The sequence below is a fragment of the Arthrobacter sp. GmRoot5-12 genome (assembly GCF_059739365.1).
The window spans coordinates 1,193,329-1,209,574 of record NZ_AP046056.1 but is presented as its reverse complement, the minus strand read 5'-3'; the positions used below and the strand labels follow the sequence as shown (position 1 = coordinate 1,209,574).

15 protein-coding genes and 1 tRNA gene are annotated in these 16,246 nt (G+C 61.2%); 10 read left to right on the top strand and 6 right to left on the bottom strand.

Annotation, left to right across the window (positions count from 1 at the left end; genetic code table 11):
• Positions 1-197: 197 nt before the first annotated feature.
• Both AC6JAM_RS05370 and AC6JAM_RS05365 read right to left on the bottom strand, forming a co-directional pair.
• Entirely contained in the window at positions 198-872 is a 675-nt protein-coding gene (locus tag AC6JAM_RS05370) for a helix-turn-helix transcriptional regulator (protein ID WP_497934226.1), read from the bottom strand.
• A gap of 723 nt (positions 873-1,595) precedes the next feature.
• Complete coding sequence (locus AC6JAM_RS05365) at positions 1,596-2,231, bottom strand: hypothetical protein (protein WP_497934224.1); 636 nt, start codon at positions 2,229-2,231, stop codon at positions 1,596-1,598.
• Positions 2,232-2,499: 268 nt separating this feature from the next.
• On the opposite strand from AC6JAM_RS05365, the gene AC6JAM_RS05360 reads away from it, so the two are divergent.
• Positions 2,500-2,805 carry a helix-turn-helix domain-containing protein gene (locus AC6JAM_RS05360; RefSeq protein WP_497934223.1) on the top strand — a complete coding sequence of 102 codons (306 nt, stop codon included), beginning with the start codon at positions 2,500-2,502 and terminating at the stop codon, positions 2,803-2,805.
• Positions 2,806-3,297: 492 nt separating this feature from the next.
• On the opposite strand, the gene AC6JAM_RS05355 is transcribed toward AC6JAM_RS05360, so the two are convergent.
• Positions 3,298-4,269 carry a DUF6602 domain-containing protein gene (locus AC6JAM_RS05355; protein ID WP_497934222.1) on the bottom strand — a complete coding sequence of 324 codons (972 nt, stop codon included), beginning with the start codon at positions 4,267-4,269 and terminating at the stop codon, positions 3,298-3,300.
• A gap of 363 nt (positions 4,270-4,632) precedes the next feature.
• On the opposite strand from AC6JAM_RS05355, the gene AC6JAM_RS05350 reads away from it, so the two are divergent.
• Positions 4,633-5,670, top strand: coding sequence for a DUF6414 family protein (locus AC6JAM_RS05350; protein WP_497934221.1), 1,038 nt, complete (start codon positions 4,633-4,635; stop codon positions 5,668-5,670).
• A 383-nt stretch (positions 5,671-6,053) separates the two neighbouring features.
• Here the strand turns inward: AC6JAM_RS05350 and AC6JAM_RS05345 are convergent, their stop codons facing one another.
• Entirely contained in the window at positions 6,054-6,371 is a 318-nt protein-coding gene (locus AC6JAM_RS05345; RefSeq protein WP_497934220.1) for a hypothetical protein, read from the bottom strand.
• 440 nt (positions 6,372-6,811) lie between these two features.
• Between AC6JAM_RS05345 and AC6JAM_RS05340 the strand changes: the two genes are divergently transcribed.
• Together AC6JAM_RS05340 and AC6JAM_RS05335 are read left to right on the top strand one after the other, a co-directional pair.
• Positions 6,812-7,732, top strand: coding sequence for a tyrosine-type recombinase/integrase (locus tag AC6JAM_RS05340; protein ID WP_497934219.1), 921 nt, complete (start codon positions 6,812-6,814; stop codon positions 7,730-7,732).
• A 755-nt stretch (positions 7,733-8,487) separates the two neighbouring features.
• The gene (locus tag AC6JAM_RS05335) at positions 8,488-9,405 is read left to right on the top strand and encodes a hypothetical protein (protein WP_497934218.1); all 918 of its coding nucleotides are present in this window, start codon (positions 8,488-8,490) and stop codon (positions 9,403-9,405) included.
• Between the two features lie 233 nt (positions 9,406-9,638).
• Here the strand turns inward: AC6JAM_RS05335 and AC6JAM_RS05330 are convergent.
• Positions 9,639-9,728, bottom strand: a tRNA-Ser gene (locus AC6JAM_RS05330).
• Between the two features lie 149 nt (positions 9,729-9,877).
• Here AC6JAM_RS05330 and AC6JAM_RS05325 point away from each other — a divergent pair.
• The 4 genes from AC6JAM_RS05325 to AC6JAM_RS05310 all read left to right on the top strand — a co-directional run bounded on the left by AC6JAM_RS05325 (position 9,878) and on the right by AC6JAM_RS05310 (position 14,213).
• Complete coding sequence (locus AC6JAM_RS05325; protein WP_497934217.1) at positions 9,878-11,398, top strand: HNH endonuclease signature motif containing protein; 1,521 nt, start codon at positions 9,878-9,880, stop codon at positions 11,396-11,398.
• A 271-nt stretch (positions 11,399-11,669) separates the two neighbouring features.
• Positions 11,670-12,704: a zinc-dependent alcohol dehydrogenase gene (locus AC6JAM_RS05320; RefSeq protein WP_497934216.1), complete on the top strand. Its 1,035-nt coding sequence runs from the start codon at positions 11,670-11,672 to the stop codon at positions 12,702-12,704.
• Positions 12,705-12,711: 7 nt separating this feature from the next.
• A complete protein-coding gene (locus AC6JAM_RS05315; RefSeq protein ID WP_018771245.1) occupies positions 12,712-13,107 on the top strand; it encodes a 6-pyruvoyl trahydropterin synthase family protein in 396 nt (131 codons plus the stop codon).
• Between the two features lie 2 nt (positions 13,108-13,109).
• On the top strand, positions 13,110-14,213 hold the full coding sequence (locus tag AC6JAM_RS05310; RefSeq protein WP_018771244.1) for a glycosyltransferase family 4 protein: 1,104 nt from the start codon (positions 13,110-13,112) through the stop codon (positions 14,211-14,213).
• Here AC6JAM_RS05310 and tadA read toward each other — a convergent pair.
• The gene (tadA, locus tag AC6JAM_RS05305) at positions 14,210-14,716 is read right to left on the bottom strand and encodes a tRNA adenosine(34) deaminase TadA (protein ID WP_134165856.1); all 507 of its coding nucleotides are present in this window, start codon (positions 14,714-14,716) and stop codon (positions 14,210-14,212) included. The genes AC6JAM_RS05310 and tadA overlap by 4 nt on opposite strands.
• A gap of 55 nt (positions 14,717-14,771) precedes the next feature.
• Here tadA and AC6JAM_RS05300 point away from each other — a divergent pair, with 55 nt between their 5' ends.
• Together AC6JAM_RS05300 and upp are read left to right on the top strand one after the other, a co-directional pair.
• Positions 14,772-15,575 carry a phosphatase PAP2 family protein gene (locus AC6JAM_RS05300; RefSeq protein ID WP_043425400.1) on the top strand — a complete coding sequence of 268 codons (804 nt, stop codon included), beginning with the start codon at positions 14,772-14,774 and terminating at the stop codon, positions 15,573-15,575.
• Between the two features lie 12 nt (positions 15,576-15,587).
• Positions 15,588-16,223: a uracil phosphoribosyltransferase gene (gene upp / locus AC6JAM_RS05295; protein ID WP_018771241.1), complete on the top strand. Its 636-nt coding sequence runs from the start codon at positions 15,588-15,590 to the stop codon at positions 16,221-16,223.
• Positions 16,224-16,246: the final 23 nt, after the last annotated feature.

The window sequence follows — 16,246 nt, the reverse complement described above, 5'->3', positions numbered from 1 at the left end:
CGATTACTGAACAGACAAAAACGCTAAGGACCCCATACAGGAAAATGGCAACCCACCACGAACCTGTCCCCTGAACTTGGGCGATAACGAGACCCAGTGCCTGCACAAGCAAAACCAGTGAGAACGCACTGATTCCGCTCCCCAGCAACCTCTCCGTCGCCTTTGCCGACGCCCCGGAGGGGGGCCCTTTCGGCACCCTACTCCTTCCGTCCAGGCAATATGGGCGGCAAGACTCCGTCTTCCACGGCCCGACGATATAGCTCTATTTTCGTCCCAGCCGGACGACCCACTTCCTCGTACTTTTCTCTTATCCTGTCGATGTATTTCTTGACCGTACCTGAAGCAACGTTCATGCGCCGAGCAACCTGGTACTGGGAGAACCCTGTGGCATACAGGCCGAGGCACTCGGCTTCCCGTGCAGATAAGTTCGCCGCGAAACCCGAATCGGTCTCGATGGCGGCCGCCAATTCCTGGTTATCGATCGACTCACCGGCCGCCACCCTTCTGAGCTTGGATAACGTTTCAGCCATCGGTTCGGACTTGCGTGAAACTCCCATCGCTCCGCTGGCCAGTGCCAGCTGAAGGGACCGAACATCATCGCCGAGCGTATAGATGAGCACCTTGTAGCCAGCCTCGACGAGGCGTCTAACGTTTTCTCCCGGCTTTGAACCGTCGGCTAAGGAGAGATCCAGGGCGACTACGTCACAGATATCGGGACCGGCACCCAAAAACGCGTCCACCGTTGACGCGACGCCCTTGATGCTCACAGGAGGCATGTGTTCGGGAGATTCACGGATTGCAGCGTGAGCGAGACCAATCCTTATCGCCTCGTGGTCATCAATTATCCCTGCACGAATCACATTCGGATCCACGTCTCTTACCATTCGCTATCAGGCCGACATGACTTTTACGTTGAGGGTCCGGCTACTCGCTGCCAGCGGCCACCGCAATTGTGGGCTGTCGCCGGGCACGCATCTTATGCAACTGGCCTTGGGCTGCCAGATCCGATGGATTCGCAGTACGGTCAGGATCCGGTGAACTTGAGCGAGCGGCCCGGTTTGCGGGTGAATACAGCCGGCACAGCCGCCGCCCAAGTCGTGACGCGTGCTCGCACGTGCGACGCAAGGCAAAAGGAGCGGTCATTGCACTCGCCCTTTAGTAGTCTGGGGGCGGCGTAATCTGATGATCTCTGACGCCAGAAATAACGACAGGAAAGCCTTTAGCCTCTGGAACGGTCGAATTGAAGGCGACCTCATAGACGGTTGTAGGCGTGAAAAGGCCAGAAGTTGAGGCTGCAAGGACTACGCCTCTATTGGTCCGGACTACGTGCGGTTTTCCTTGCGTCTTTATATCCACATGTGCGAGCACCTTGTCGCCGACTTTGAAGACCATGATGTTCCTCCTCCGCTCGGCGATGCCCCAGCCATCGCGGTTTCCGGCAATTCTAATCGCCCGAAGGGTTCCTCGCAGTGAGCGTGCTGGTGGGTTACTCAAAGAAGAGGCCAACCGGTGTGGCAATTGCTAGTCCACCAGGAAACGAAGGCGCTGGCGCTGGCGGCCCGGGGCTAGTCTCCCAGCGGTGTGCGGTCTGCCAGTTAGTCCTGAGACAGGTGTTTCACGGCCCTTAACCCGTTCCAGACGAGCGCGGCTGCGACCACGACGGCGAAAACGCTCATGTGCCGATGTCGTGGTTGAAGGCTGAGAACTTGTGATTCATCGCTAGGGCGGGTGTCGCCTCCCGCCGCTTCCCGCGGTGACTCTTGCTCCAAGTTCGTGCTGGCCATTGCCTCACGGAACTCCTTGTAGCCGGGGCCTGCTGTTAGCAAGACGGAGCCCAGACCAGCGAATGTCCAAATTGTCGGTTCCCAGAGCGGCATGAAAGATTCGGTACCGATATCTGAAATGCTTCCTGCTACCGATATGCCGCCGAATATCGCCCAAAACCAAACCATACTTCGAGAGGTGGTTGTTCCTTTCACATAGTTGACCGCCGAGGTTTTCGCCCGCGTCAGGCTGAACGCCCAGCAAAAGGAGACCATGACGGAGATCCAGGCTAGCCCCAGAACGGTGAGGGCCTGCACTTTGGTGTCACCGTCAGGATGATTCAGTACACCGGTGAAGACGACAGCTATGAGCGCCGCGACCGGCAGATATACCCAGACGCTTTTGCTGTCATCAGGCAGTTTGAACTGCTGGTCAGAGCGTTGTGGCGTGTAAGTATTTTCGTTCACTACATGACTCTAGGGTCGTCTGAGGTCTTTGCTGTGCATTGCATCGTCGGGAAGCCATGCCCGGAACTGTGGCCGGGAGAAGGGCTGGGTCCGGGCTGGCGCTCGGAGACGAGTGCAAACCGGACGTCACTAGTGCGGTCCTAGTGTTTGCGGCCTGACTGCTGGCGCTGAGGAGAAGGCGACGGGCTTGCACAGGAGGGCGAGTTGGTGACGATGTTCCCGATCAGACGTTCGGCGCACCGGAGGACTTCAACGCCCAGCTTTCGGCATGGTTGCCGAAGGCCAACGCCCGGCTACCTCACCAGTGCGAAGCGAATCCGTAGAACTGATACTCAGGGCGGTAGCTCGCATTCCTTCCGATGTGATGGCGCGGCTGCCCAAACGGTCCCTAGACACCCTCCAATTTTTGGAGCAATCAGAGCATGCACTTGGTACCGGCGAGATCGCAGACGCGCTGCAGCAATCCCGTCCTACAACGCTTCGCCAGCTTCGAGCGTTGCAGGACGAGGGCCTAGTCGTCTGGTCTGGAAACAGTCAACGCGACCCTCGAGCTTCATGGGCGGCCAATCGATAAGTGGGCTCACACTGTTTAGAGTAAGTTTCGAGTACCTTCGCGTACCTGTGTCCTTGCAGGTGTTCGCAGACTGACATCCGTTTTGAGTTAGTTCTAGTAGTTTCGTATCCAGCTCTTTGAGTGGTTCGCTGCCATACCCTTGAAGAGCCGAACGCACTGAGGAGCTGTCCGCATTCAAGCTGGAACTGGCAATCGCGCTGGCTGCACCTGGAGGTCAACACGCACAGACCGCGGTACCCGCCGGGACACGAGGGAGTAGCTGGGCAGGGCGCTATATCGCGTTGGGAAAGCCTTAATGCATATAACCCGCTCGCCAGTCGCATCGCAGACTTATACCCTTGCTACAGAAACTCGGCGACTTGGGCGGGCCACGCCGTGGCCGATGTCGTTCTCGGGTTTCACAACGTCATAGTGAGCCATAAATCCTTGCCGGCGAGCGGAATGTTCACCTGGGCCTGTGCGACGATCAAATCGAACAGCATGCCGTTGCGCCTATGACCAGACCGTACCTTGAAGTTTCGAGTCAAGGCCATTGTGATTTTCGTAGGGTGTTTCCCTCATTTTAATGAGCGCTTCCTGACTCAAAACCTCGTGCGCAGGCCACATGCGCGACAGGCCTTCAGCTCGTGGAAAGTTGTTCGATCTTCTAAAGTCAGCGGCGATGTCGCCTAGATCCGGGTTGCGCCAAGACATCAAGCTGTAGAGGGCAGAGAGGAACAGCGCCAAAGGCGTTACTTCATCGCTGGAACTCACATGGGTGTGGGATGTCGTGATACTTTCCCCGTGCCAACAGGAAGCAGGGTTCCACCAAGCTGCGTCCGTGCCCTCTTCACCTGCTGCACCAAGATGCTCCTGGTAATAAAGGGTCCTGGTCCACGTTCCCAAGTCGGCCACGCACACTAGGTCAATGCTCTCGGACGGGTGCTTGACGTGCTCAAGATCATTTGCGTAAAGACGCTCGTTGATGTTGTCTTCAGGCCTGGAAGCAGGAAATTTCCAAGAATGCGACGTTGCAAGCACACCGAACACATATGGCTTCCATAATTCTGTGCGCGCATGGCCATCGTTGCGCGACACAACTCGTTGGAGAAGGACACTCTGGGTTGCCGCTTCGTCCAATCCCTCCGGCCTTAGAGTAAGCTTCGTCGAAAAAGCCGCCGCTATGCCCCCCGACATCACTTCATGTCGCTGACGCAACATTTTCGGATATCCCGGGTTGAAGATCACGATGTCTGTTTCGAATGGTTGGGCATCTGGGTCATTGGGCCCGATGATGTACTTCCGTGTACCTACCTCGTACTGCGGGGGGAGCCAGTTTTCAAGGAACCTCTGCCAAAGCATTTCGTTGCCATGGCCCACTTCTTGTGTCCTGCCGGACTCCGCCGCTTTCGCGTACAGTTCCTCATAATCTCGCTGGATGTCCCGACCTGCTGCCAAAAGCCATTTGTGATGTGCGTGCCCCATATCAATCAGTCTTCCAGATTCTAGGCATACGGCCGGGTCCCGCGGAGCCCCGAGGGGATGGCACGGGCCAGCAGCATGCCTGTCAAACGATCCGATCAAGGCTCAAGGTATCGATTCCCGTCGCCCGGTGGAGATTCTTTCTACGAGCTTGGCCATGCAGACTCACAATCACGAAGGGTTGTACCTGATGGGATCGCAGAGATGGAGGCACGTCTAGCAGATATTCGAGCCGAGCAAATCCCATCTCTGGTCAGCGTCCGTTGTGAAAGGTGCCGTGGCCAACGCCTGTGTCAGTTGAAAAAATAGGGGTGGTGAAAGCCTGCGGGGTACGCTGTGCATAACAAGGTAGCCGACGGGGGATACATGGCCAATACGAAGAAGTCCGAGCAGGACGTGTCGATGCCTGCGGTCCCTACGGTGACGATCTATCAGAACCCTGACCACGTCAGTGGCATCTTGCAGCAGCTATTCCGTCAGCCGCTGGTTACCGGTGACACCGTTGAAGACGGTGGAACCAGTCAAAGTGCCTCGACAAGGTCTGTGGAAGGAACAGGGGAGGTTAAGGGCCGGGTGGGCTGGTTCGGTTCCAGCGCCGAAGTAGCCAGCAGGCTTGCGGCGGCTGCCGGAAACTCCCATACAGATTCCACTTCCGGGAAGCGCACGTCGGTATGGGAGTATACGCAGGCCTACTATCTTCACGTTGTTCGCGAGTCATTGAGAAGTTTCGGGTTGTTGAAGACAGTCACGAGCCTTTCGGAAGCTTCGAAGCTCAAAGTCGGGGACTTCGTGGAATACACGGCAGAATTTTTACCGGACCAAATGGCTGTTTTCCTTGATGTGCTCACGCCGGAACTTGTCTCGGCAATAGTCAGGTATCAGGTCAAACAAACGGCGATGGAAGCGTTCGTCAACGACCAAGACTGGGGCAACTACGATTCTCGCCAAGCCTATTTCGAAAAGACCAATGTTCGGGTTCAGACACAAACTGAGCTTGCGGAGGCTGTGACACGAGCTGTCAGAACTGACTTCCGGAGTGATGAGACCAAAGAGTTTTTCGGCCAATTGGGGCCAGATGATCAGGAGGCTGTAACGGCCATCACAATGTGCGATCGATCAAACTTCACCGTGGAAGATACGGACAGGATTCTAGATGGACGCTTCACAGTCCTCGGTAAAGTAACGTCAGAAATTGAACGCGATCGTCCTGCCCTCGAAAGAAATAAGCTGCTTAGTTCGATCCCAGCTGAAAGCATCGATACGCTGATAGATCAGATGCAAGAGAAACTCGACGCCGGCATCAAGAAGGCCCGAGTCACCGGAGAACTCGCTTTCGACCCCCGGATCTCCGCGAGAGTTGACGGATCTTCGTTCAAGGTAGTCCCCGTCGCTATCTATATCTGAGTCTGTACCAAAATCTCTGGCCGATGACTGCGTTAACCCTCGACCGGGGCTGGCAACGAGAGCAGGCCGGCGGTCCTGCCGTTGGCACTGCCAGCAAAGCGAGTCTTTCGGTGATACGACGCTACAGCAGCTGACGAGGGCTGCGAGCAGAGAATTGAGCAACGCCATCAGTCGAAAGTCCTATGTACGTGTAGGCCGGTCGTACAGGGCTCGCCCGCGTGATCCAGGCAGATGGGATGCGGATGCCCCGGCTGAACCGGGCACTAATTTCCACGCTGTTGCAGTGTACAACCAGAACTTGACGGGTCCGCATTTGCTGCCAGCACAAGCAGGTTAGCCTTTGCCTTCAATCAGCTTCAGGTTGGATCGGGTGTCGGTGCGACCTACTGAGCAGTGACGATGTTTCCGATAAGTCGTTCGGCTTCTGTCAGATAGTCCAGGCGCATGAGAGCTTCGCCTCTGAGGATTTTCACGTTGCGGTCATAGGTGAGAGATGACATGGAGGAGTACTTAGCAAGCGTCAGCCCCAGTTCCGCCGCTCGCGCACGCACCTTGTAGGCGAATTCGTGTTGCATTTTTGAGGCGGCGAGTTCGTCTTTTTCGCGGGCTGACGAAACAGCAATCCAGGCGATATCGGGCTTTTTCCCAAACTCCAGGGGATTTTTTGCGTAGAGCTTGGGAGCGTATTTTGCTGTGCTCATCAGGTCCGTCCATTAAGTCCGCAAGACATGAACTCATGGTAGTGTCCATTTGACAGGGCACAACTCACTCGTGTAGTATTACACACTTTTTGTCGAGTTGCAAAGGTGTGTGTAGTGTTTCTGCACTCAAATCGGCAAAGGAAGGATTAGGACCCGCCACATGAAAAGCCGCCCGAAGGCGGCACAGAAAAGACTGAAGGCTCCCATATCAAAGATGCGTTGGCGCGCAACTTCCGGGAGCCCTCAGGTAAACGTCTCTAGTCGGGGACGTTCTCAATGCTACCCACTTTCGGAGTGGCAAGCAACGCGTGGTTTCTGTGCGCCCAATAAGCCCTTCCAGAACAAGCGGTTTTCGCTTACCTATTTCGCTTTCAGGCTAGGGGGACACCCCCAGTCGACAGCGCGCTCCATAAGCCTTCGATCCAACTGTGGAGCCGGTTGTGAGTGAAGCGGCCAAGGTAATTGAGGACTACAAGCCGCGCCTCGGCAGTGGACCCAGCGAGGTTTGGGACGAAATCGGGCCCTTCGTTCGCCAAGTCGCGCAAAGGATGGATCACCTTTCCCCAGTGACGGTAAGGGTGTACATCCAGGCGGTCGCCTACTATGTGCACTCTGCGTATGAGGCTGGTTCTCCCTTAGACGTCGAGCGCATCTTTACGCCATCCAGAGTCGAGCGGTACATAGAAAAAGAAACCGCTCACCTGGTTCCCAGCTCCCGCGCTACACGGCGGGCGGCACTGGCGAAAGTCGGACGCGAGGTGACTAAGAAGGCTCCGTGGGTGCCGCTTGGGCGAGAGTTCACTATGAGCCAGCTCCAACCCCCGTACACTGAGGCGGAAGTTGAGCGGTTCCTTCAGATGGCGTCCCAACAGAGTACGCCGTTCAAGACCCGGGTTGCTCTGGCCCAGCTATGCCTGGGACTCGGCGCCGGCCTTCAGGCAAAAGAGTATCTGAGCGTTGGACAGGAGAACCTGGTCCTCAATGGCGACGTCTTCACGCTGGACATTCCAGGCGATCGAGCCCGCAAAGTCCCCATGCACCAGCGTTACGTCGATCTGCTTCTGGCAATCGGAGAGAAGCATCCGGGGGAGCCTTTCATCGCACCCGTGGACGGCATGGAAATGCGTGAGCGTTTGGACCGTGTTCTTCGCGCACCCCATTACGCAGGAATCACGAGACCGACAACGAACCGGCTGCGGACGACGTGGATGCTTCGGATGCTACGAAGCGGATGCAACCTTGCCGAGGTCCTTTACATGTCGGGACTACAAGGAACGAAGTCCCTCATTGATCTGGTTCCCTACATTCAGTTCCGCGACGTGGAACAGTGGTTCACACAGGCGGCCACATTCCATGACTGAAGCGATCGACGTCCGCTACCTCGACAACCCGCCTTGGGAAACGGCAAACCAAGTCTACGAAAGTACACTGCAGTGGGTTCGACGGCTAAGAATCCCCGCCAAGGTTTTAGAACGCGAAGCCTCACGTCCGGGCCCAAAGAGGAAGATTCCCTACGAGGCGGTTCTTTTCGGCGCTATGTACCACCACAGACTGCGCCAGCCAAGCCATTTTCATGTTTCTGCCATCGCCCAGGAACTGCAACAGCTAACCCTTGCGCAGAAAGATGAACTGGGGATCGTCGGGAGGGCTACCACGAAAAACGTATGGTTATCCCAAGAATCGCTCATCAAGCAGTTGCGTACGCTGTCCCCGGATCAGGAGCCCTACGCCGACCCGACAACGGGGGAGTTGCTGGAAGGCAGGCACTACCCATCTGAGCAGCTGACCTCCCTGGAAGTCTTAATCAATCTCATGCTCAGCGCAGCCACACCCGAATCTGTGCTTGCGCCGAAGGGCGTAGCCATCGACGGAACGGGCGTTGAAGCCTATGCGACACCCAAGTGGACCGACGTCAAGGAAGACAGCGCCCACACCCCTGCAAATACAGCAAAGCCAGCCAAAGGCAAGTCCAAAGCAAAAGGGGAGCGTGCATGGACCTCAGCAGATCCAGACGCCCGCTTCGGTAAAAAAACTGCCACAGGGAACCACCCCAATGAAATGTACCTCGCTCGGTTACGAAGCCCACTTTGGGGTAGACGCGTGCCCGAAAGGATCCGTGGATTCCCCGCGCGTGCTCAGAACCTTCAACCTGGTACCCGCCGGCTCCAGCCGAGCAACCGCTGCCCTGGACGCGCTGGACATACTGCGGACAACATCCGCGGATCGATACCAGCTGACCACAATCTACGCCGACCGCGGCTACTCAATGTTGAAAGCCGTGAATTGGCAACTGCCTCTTTGGAAACGGGAGCTCCGTCAGGTTATGGATCTAGCGTCAATGCAACGTGGTCAAGGGGCAAGCCCGCATCCCGACACGATCTTCATCGACGGCGGCCTCTTCACAACGGCGATCCCCGAAAAGCTAGTTGACATTCCGTCACCAGCAGCAGGGAACATCAGTGCCGAGGAAAGTGAAAGAAGGGCAAAGCTTTATGACGAGCGGAGCCACTACGCCTACCACCCCCACGGAGCTCAAAACCCTGAAAACGGGCATCAAAGATTCAAAGGCCCCGTAAACGCGAACAAGCTGCGCTGTCCGAACAATGGCCACTCAATGCGGCTGAGCTACGACAACCCCGAAACCGACTGCATCCCAGGTGAACCCTGCGGCTGCGCAGGGACACTCACACTGACACCCGACGAGCACGCACGCGAATCCCAGTGGCCCCTCTTCGGGACAACAGCTTGGTGCAAGCTATACGGCTCAAGGAACGCCGTTGAGTCATTCAACGCCGACGTCCGAACGAACAAGCTCAGTTGGCGCCGCGGCTACACGAAAGTCTTTTCGCGAGCACGCACCGCGCTGCTCCTCGCTGTCACCCTAGCCTCACTCAACTTCCGGATTGTCCGGGACTGGAGTTTCAGGCGGCGCGTGCAGAACCTTTGGGGAGGAGAAGCTTGGGACTTCGGTCCAGAACCGAAACAATCCCGCCAACGCCGAACCCGAACCATCGAAGATCGGGAAGCCGGCTAACAAGCCACCGCAACCATTTACCTCGACGTTGGAAGATGTCGAGGTCATACCCATGCAAAAAAGAGACTGTATGCGTGTTGCCGCCCAACCAATTGGGTAGTGCTACACGCTGCGGGAGAATCTCCCGGAGTAACTGCGCCCGCATCCCGTACCCCTGGAAGCCGAAAACCCCCGGGGCTGCTGCCCCGAGGGAATTCGTAATCACTATGCTGGAGGATTCGTAAAACCTCCTATGGCGGTGACGGTGGGATTTGAACCCACGTTGGCTTTTACACCAAACAACATTTCGAGTGTTGCACCTTCGGCCGCTCGGACACGTCACCAACCTCAATAGGGTACCGGAGCATGGCCTGCATCCCCAAACGGACGCACAGTGGGTGCCTATTGAGGGTTTCATCCAACCCAGCGCTGCCTGGGGGATGGGCGTTGGAGCAGGATCATAATTGTCGGACCCCCTTGCCATGATGGGTTTATGGGGAAGGCGGCGGTGGTGAGGACGTTCGAGGAGATCCGTGCTGCCCTTGCTGTGCTTCAGGCTGAGGTGGACGGGGCGGGTCTGGAGGCGTTCGCGGATGCTGATGCGGGTTCTGATCCGCTGGCCGGTCTGGCCGATGGCTGCCTGGAGATTCTTGCCGGGGCCCGGGAGGTGGAGGCGCGGGTTGCGGGGGTGAAGGCGAAGGCTGCGGTGGCGTACGCGGAGGCTGCGCATGCTGTGGCGGGGCCGGACGTGCCGGTGGTGGCGCAGGAGATGGCGGTCGCGGCGGAGATCGGGTGCGTGCTGGCGTTGGGTCCGCGGGCGACGGCGTCGTTCCTGGCCACGTCCCACGCCCTGACCAGCAGCTTGCCGCGGACTTTGGAGGCGTTGCAGTCCGGGACCCTGTCGTGGCAGCACGCGGTAGTGATGGCCGACGAAACGGCGAGCCTTGATGCGGCGGGGGCGGCGGCGTTGGAGGCGCATTTCCTGGACCCTGAAGCACAGGATGCCGCCCGGGGCTGCCCGGTTGGGGAGCTGCCGGCGCACCGGTTCCGGGTCAAGGCCCGGACCTGGCGGGAACGCCACCACGCCGAATCGATCGAGAAGCGGCACGCCAGGGGTGTGGCGGAGCGGCGGGTGGAGTTCCGGCCGGACCGGGACGGGATGGCGTGGCTGGGCGCCTACCTGCCCGCGGACCAGGCCATGTCTGGGTGGAACCGGCTCACCGTTGCCGCACGGGGCCTGCAAGGGCCGGGCGAGGACAGGACCATGCCCCAGCTGCGGGCCGACAGTTTCGCCGCAGCGATCCTCGGCAGCGGCAACACCCGGGGCGGCAGCACCAGCCTCACCAGTGCCAGTGCCAGTGCCAGTGCCAGTGCCACTGCCGGCGTCGTGGCTGCTGCGGGGCCGGGCGCCGGTGCCGGTGGCACTGACGGCGCCGGGCCGGCACGCTTGCCATCGGTCCGCGCCGAGGTCCTGGTTACGGTTCCGGTGTTCGCGCTGATGGGCCTGACCGATGAACCGGCGATGCTGGACGGGTATGGTCCGGTGCCGGCGTCGATGGCGCGGCGACTGGTCGCGGACGGGGCGGGCTCGTTTTACCGGGTGTTGGTGGATCCGCGGGACGGGGCGCCGTTGGAGATTGGCCGGAAGAGTTACCGGGTTCCCAGGGCGATGCGGGCCTGGCTGCGGATGCGGGACGGGAAATGCCCGTTCCCGGGCTGCAGCAACACCTCCCTGGACACGGAGGCCGACCATCTCCTCGCCTGGCACCACGGCGGCACCACCGGAATCAGCAACCTGGGACAGCCCTGCCCGAGGCACCACCGGCTCCGGCACACCACCGCCTGGAAACCCACCCCGGCCAGCACGAACGAACCACCCGGCTGGACCTCGCCCACCGGCCGCCACTACACAAGCGAACACCAGGACTGGGAACCACCAAAGTGGCCACCCGGGTTCCTGCCCGGCGAACGAAGCCTCCTCGAGGAGGCACTGCTTAAACACCTCGGCGTCTAAGCCGAAGCTGCTGCACTGCCGCGTCTTCAGTCCGGTCCGCCCGCGCAAGTTGCGGCACGTCCGCCCGGGCCCCTGCCCGTCCGCACATGTTCCGGCAGGTCCACGCCCCGCCGCCCTCTGCACCTGCACCTGCACCTCCTGACGCCCTACCCGCCCCCAGCAAAGGCTCCTCAAGAAGGGCTGGCACGGACGCCGCCGCGCGGCACCAAACCCCGCCATCCGCCGTCGGACTTTCCCCGCCACCGCGCGTCCGGTTAGATTCATCAGCAAGATGACAAATTCACAGACTCCGATCCACGCAACCGCTTACTGGACCACCGCCAAGGAACACGGCGAGCTCAGGGCCGAAGAAGTGCCCGCGCCGGGGCCGGGCGAAGCTTTGGTGCGTGCCCTGTACTCCGGCATCAGCAAGGGCACCGAAATGGTGGTCCACGCCGGAGCCGTGCCGCCACGTGTCGCGGAAGAGATGCGTGCCCCACGCCAGGAGGGAACGTTTCCAGGGCCGGTGAAATTCGGCTACCTCTCGGTGGGAGTCGTGGAGGAAGGTCCTGAGGAGTGGAAGGGCCGGCGCGTCTTTTGCCTGAATCCGCATCAGGACCTCTATGTGGTGCCGGTGACCTCTCTAACCAGGGTTCCCGACAGCGTTCCATCCCGGCGGGCGGTCCTCACCGGCACGGTGGAAACCGCAGTCAACGCCCTGTGGGAAGCCGGGCCTCGGCTGGGCGACCGGATTGCCGTTGTCGGAGCCGGCCTGGTGGGCGGCATGGTGGCTACGCTGCTGCGCACCTTCCCGTTGCAGCGCCTGCAGTTGGTGGACCTCGATCCGGGCAGGAAAAAGCTCGCGGACACCCTGGGCGTGGACTTCGCACACCCCGATGACGCCCTGGCGGACTGCGACATCGTGTTCCACTGCTCGGCCTCGCAGGAAGGCCTGGAGCGCAGCCTGCAGCTCGCCGGCGATGAAGGCGAAATCATCGAAATGTCCTGGTATGCCAACCGTGAGGTCACTGTGCCGCTGGGGGAGGACTTCCACGCCAGGCGGCTGTCCATCAGGGCGAGCCAGGTGGGCATGGTGGCGCGTTCCCGGCGCCACAGGCGCACCAATGCGGACCGCCTGGACCTGGCCGTATCGCTGCTCAAGGACCCCGTCTTCGACGCGTTCCTGACGGGATCGTCCCGGTTCGAGGACCTGCCTGGCGTGGTCCAGAGCCTGGCGGACGGCAGCCTGGAAGCCCTGTGCCACGTCGTCGAATACCCTGCCGGCAGTCCCGCGCCCAGCCAGCCACCCACACCCCCAAAGACTTGAGGTAACAATGTTCAGCCTGACCATCCGCCGCCACTTCATGATTGCCCACAGCCTTCCCCGTGAGGCTTTCGGCCCCGCCCAGGGCCTGCACGGTGCAACCTTCGTCGCCGAGGTGGCCTTCCGCCGTCGCGCCCTCAATGCCGACGCGATCGTCCTGGACATCGGCGCCGCCGGGACCATCATCGAGGAGGTGCTCGCCGGCCTGAACTACCGCAACCTGGACGAGCACCCGGACTTCGAGGGCAAGCTCAGCACCACGGAAGCCCTCGCCGAGTACATCGCCCGGAAGGTGGCCGCAGAGATCAAGGACAACGACGACGGCCGTGAACTCGCAGGACTGGAGGTCACCCTGCGCGAGAATCCTGACGCCTGGGCCACCTTTTCCCTGGACCTCACCGCGTAGCAATGCGTCCCATCCGGCTGCTGGTTCCCGGCAATATCCGCCACAGCTCAGGCGGCAACGTCTACAACGCGCGCCTGGTTGCGGGCCTGCAGGAACGGGGCGCGGAGGTGGAGGTGGTTGCCGTGGAGGGCAACTGGCCGGACGCCGGCGCCAAGGAACGACGCCGGCTGGGCACCCTCCTCGGAGCATGGGAACCTGAGGCACACCACGGGGACGCAGTGGCCATCGTGGACGGCCTGGTGGCGGTAGGTGCCCCGGATGAACTCGAATACGCCGCGAAGGCGGGCGGGGAAACATGGGTCCTGGTGCATATGCCCGTTGAGGAAAGCTCCGGGGCTGCAGCCCTGGAACGCGAAGCGAGAGCCCTCCGTGCGGCAACCGGCGTGATCTGCACCAGCACGTCGTCTGCATCCCTCCTCCTGGAAAGGGGGCTTTCCCGGGTCACCGTTGTCCTTCCCGGCGTCAACCCCGCACCCCTGGCCCAAGGATCCAGGCCGCCGCACGTGGCGGTCATCGCCGCGCTGCTGCCCAACAAGGACCAGCTGCTGTCCGTGCATGCCCTGGCCCGGATCCAGGACCTTGAATGGACTGCGTCGTTCGTGGGCTCCGAGCAGGCGGACCCGGACTACGCACGGGAGGTCCGGGCTGCCATTACTGCCCACGGGCTCCAGCGGCGGGTGCAGCTCACCGGCGAGCTCATTGGCGAAGCCCTGGAGGCCGAATGGGCGCGGACGGACCTGACCCTGCTGGTGTCGCGGCTGGAGGCTTTCGGCATGGCCGTCACCGAATCCCTGGCCCACGGCATTCCTGTTCTGGTCCGTGCCGGGACCGGGGCGGTGGAGGCGCTTGGCATGGGCGGGCTGGGAACGGCCGACGGCGAACCCCGCCTTCCGGGGGCAGTGCTTACCCTTCCAGACGGCGGACAGGAGAGTCCCGGCCGCCTGGCCAATGCCCTGCGGGGTTGGCTGGTGGATGGAAAGACCCGGGAAAAATGGCGTTCAGCTGCGCTTGATGCGCGGACCAGGCTGCCGGGATGGAGCGAAACAGCGCAGGACGTGCTGGCCCTCCTGGAGGGACCCGGCGGACACGGGGAGCGGCAGGGCTAGAGGCTGCTCCGGTGGGCGGCGAAAAATTCGCGCAGCAGTAAAGCGCACTCTTCCCCGCGGACCCCGGGATACACCTCAACCCAGTGGTTCAGCCGGCGCTCGCGGAGGATATCGAATACCGATCCCGCAGCGCCGGCCTTCTCATCCCAGGCCCCGAACACAACCCGGGGAATCCTCGCCAGGACGATCGCGCCCGCACACATGGCGCAGGGTTCCAGGGTGACCACCAGTGTGCAGTCGGACAAGCGCCACCCGTCGCCCTGGCCGCCGCCGAGCCGTGCCCGTTCCCGCAGCCGTCCGGCCGCCTCCCTGATGGCCACCACCTCGGCGTGGGCTGTGGGGTCGCCCAGCTCCTCCCGCTGGTTGCGTCCCGAACCCAGAACGTCGCCGTCGGGCCCTATCACTACGGCGCCGATGGGCACGTCCTCCGTGTCGAGCGCACGGCGGGCCTCCGCCAGGGCAAGGCCCATCCAGGCCTCGTGTTTCTTTTCGGGCAAGGGCATGGCTCAATGATAGTTTCGGGGTTAGTCAGGTTACTTGCCGATGCCGGGAGGCACCATGGACACTCTTCGGGACCGATTGGGTATTTGGTTCAAACCCTATGCGGCGTTGATCCTCACCATCCTTGTGGGCGGTGTGGTCATCGTGTCCCTGGCGCTGCTTGGGGCAGAGGTCTACGACGATGTGGTGGACTCCGCTGGCCTGGCCAACCTGGACAAGCCTGCCCTTGCCTTTGCCGAAGGCCTCCGCAGCCCCGGCCTTGACTCCTTTGTCACCGGTTTCACCAACATCGGCGGCGGCATCGGGATGCCCATCCTGGCCAGCATCCTCACCGCGTGGTTGACCTTCCTGAGCCGGAACTGGCGTCCGCTGGTCCTGATCGGCGGTGCAGCGGCAGCGTCCGTCACCGCCACCACGTTCGGCAAGAAGCTGGTGGGCCGTACCCGGCCCGACCATGCGGACGCCGTCCCCCCTTACGAGGATTCGCCATCCTTCCCCAGCGGACACACCCTGAATACCACCGTGGTGATCAGTCTGGTGATCTACCTCATCTGCCTTCAGTTCCACACCATGCGGGTCCGGGTTACCGCCATCACCGCCGGCTCGATCTTCATCATCGCCATGGGCCTGAGCCGGGTCTTCCTGGGCCACCACTGGCTCACGGACGTTATGGCCGGCTGGATCCTGGGCCTGGCCTGGGTGGCAATCGTTATCCTGGCCCACCGGCTGTTCCACCTGGTCCGAAGGCGCGAGCACGCAGGGGCAGCGCCGTCGTTCGACCGTCCCATCGTCCGGGACGTGGTGGCCGAGGAACTGCACGACGGCGAACACTCCGGACGCGGGAAGGGCAGCGCCGAGTGATAGTTTTGGGGGATGCGCACTCTCGTTGTTGACCACCCCCTGGTCGCCCACAAGCTCACTGTCCTGAGGGACAAGAACACGCCGTCGCCGGTCTTCCGCCAGCTGACGGAAGAGCTGGTGACCCTGCTGGCCTACGAAGCCACTCGGGAGGTCCGCACCGAGCCCGTCACCATCGAGACGCCCGTCAGCACCACCGTCGGCACCGCCTTCACCAAGCCCACCCCGCTGGTGGTTCCCATCCTGCGCGCCGGCCTGGGAATGCTGGAAGGCATGACCAAGCTGGTTCCCACCGCTGAAGTGGGTTTCCTGGGCATGGCCCGGGACGAGGAGACGCTGGACATCATCACCTACGCGGAGCGCCTGCCGGAGGACCTCACCGGCCGCCAGGTTTTCGTCCTGGACCCCATGCTGGCCACGGGCGGAACCCTGCGCGAAGCCATCAAGTTCCTGTTCAAGCGCGGCGCTTCCGATGTCACCTGCATCTGCCTGCTGGCCGCCCCCGAGGGCCTGGCGCGGCTGGAGGAGGAACTGTCAGGGGCCAACGTGCACATCGTCCTGGCCTCCATCGACGAGAAGCTCAACGAGAAGTCCTACATTGTCCCCGGGCTGGGCGACGCCGGCGACCGCCTCTACGGCATCGCCGGGTAGCGCTGCTGCCCTGTTTGAACGGG

What these genes read in the sequence shown, in the direction of transcription:
- AC6JAM_RS05360 (WP_497934223.1), top strand. Translation starts at nt 2,500, where the DNA reads ATGGTTGCCGAAGGCCAACGCCCGGCTACCTCACCAGTGCGAAGCGAA.
- AC6JAM_RS05355 (WP_497934222.1), bottom strand. Translation starts at nt 4,269, where the DNA reads ATGGGGCACGCACATCACAAATGGCTTTTGGCAGCAGGTCGGGACATC.
- AC6JAM_RS05350 (WP_497934221.1), top strand. Translation starts at nt 4,633, where the DNA reads ATGGCCAATACGAAGAAGTCCGAGCAGGACGTGTCGATGCCTGCGGTC.
- AC6JAM_RS05345 (WP_497934220.1), bottom strand. Translation starts at nt 6,371, where the DNA reads ATGAGCACAGCAAAATACGCTCCCAAGCTCTACGCAAAAAATCCCCTG.
- AC6JAM_RS05325 (WP_497934217.1), top strand. Translation starts at nt 9,878, where the DNA reads ATGGGGAAGGCGGCGGTGGTGAGGACGTTCGAGGAGATCCGTGCTGCC.
- AC6JAM_RS05320 (WP_497934216.1), top strand. Translation starts at nt 11,670, where the DNA reads ATGACAAATTCACAGACTCCGATCCACGCAACCGCTTACTGGACCACC.
- AC6JAM_RS05315 (WP_018771245.1), top strand. Translation starts at nt 12,712, where the DNA reads ATGTTCAGCCTGACCATCCGCCGCCACTTCATGATTGCCCACAGCCTT.
- AC6JAM_RS05310 (WP_018771244.1), top strand. Translation starts at nt 13,110, where the DNA reads ATGCGTCCCATCCGGCTGCTGGTTCCCGGCAATATCCGCCACAGCTCA.
- tadA (WP_134165856.1), bottom strand. Translation starts at nt 14,716, where the DNA reads ATGCCCTTGCCCGAAAAGAAACACGAGGCCTGGATGGGCCTTGCCCTG.
- AC6JAM_RS05300 (WP_043425400.1), top strand. Translation starts at nt 14,772, where the DNA reads ATGGACACTCTTCGGGACCGATTGGGTATTTGGTTCAAACCCTATGCG.
- upp (WP_018771241.1), top strand. Translation starts at nt 15,588, where the DNA reads ATGCGCACTCTCGTTGTTGACCACCCCCTGGTCGCCCACAAGCTCACT.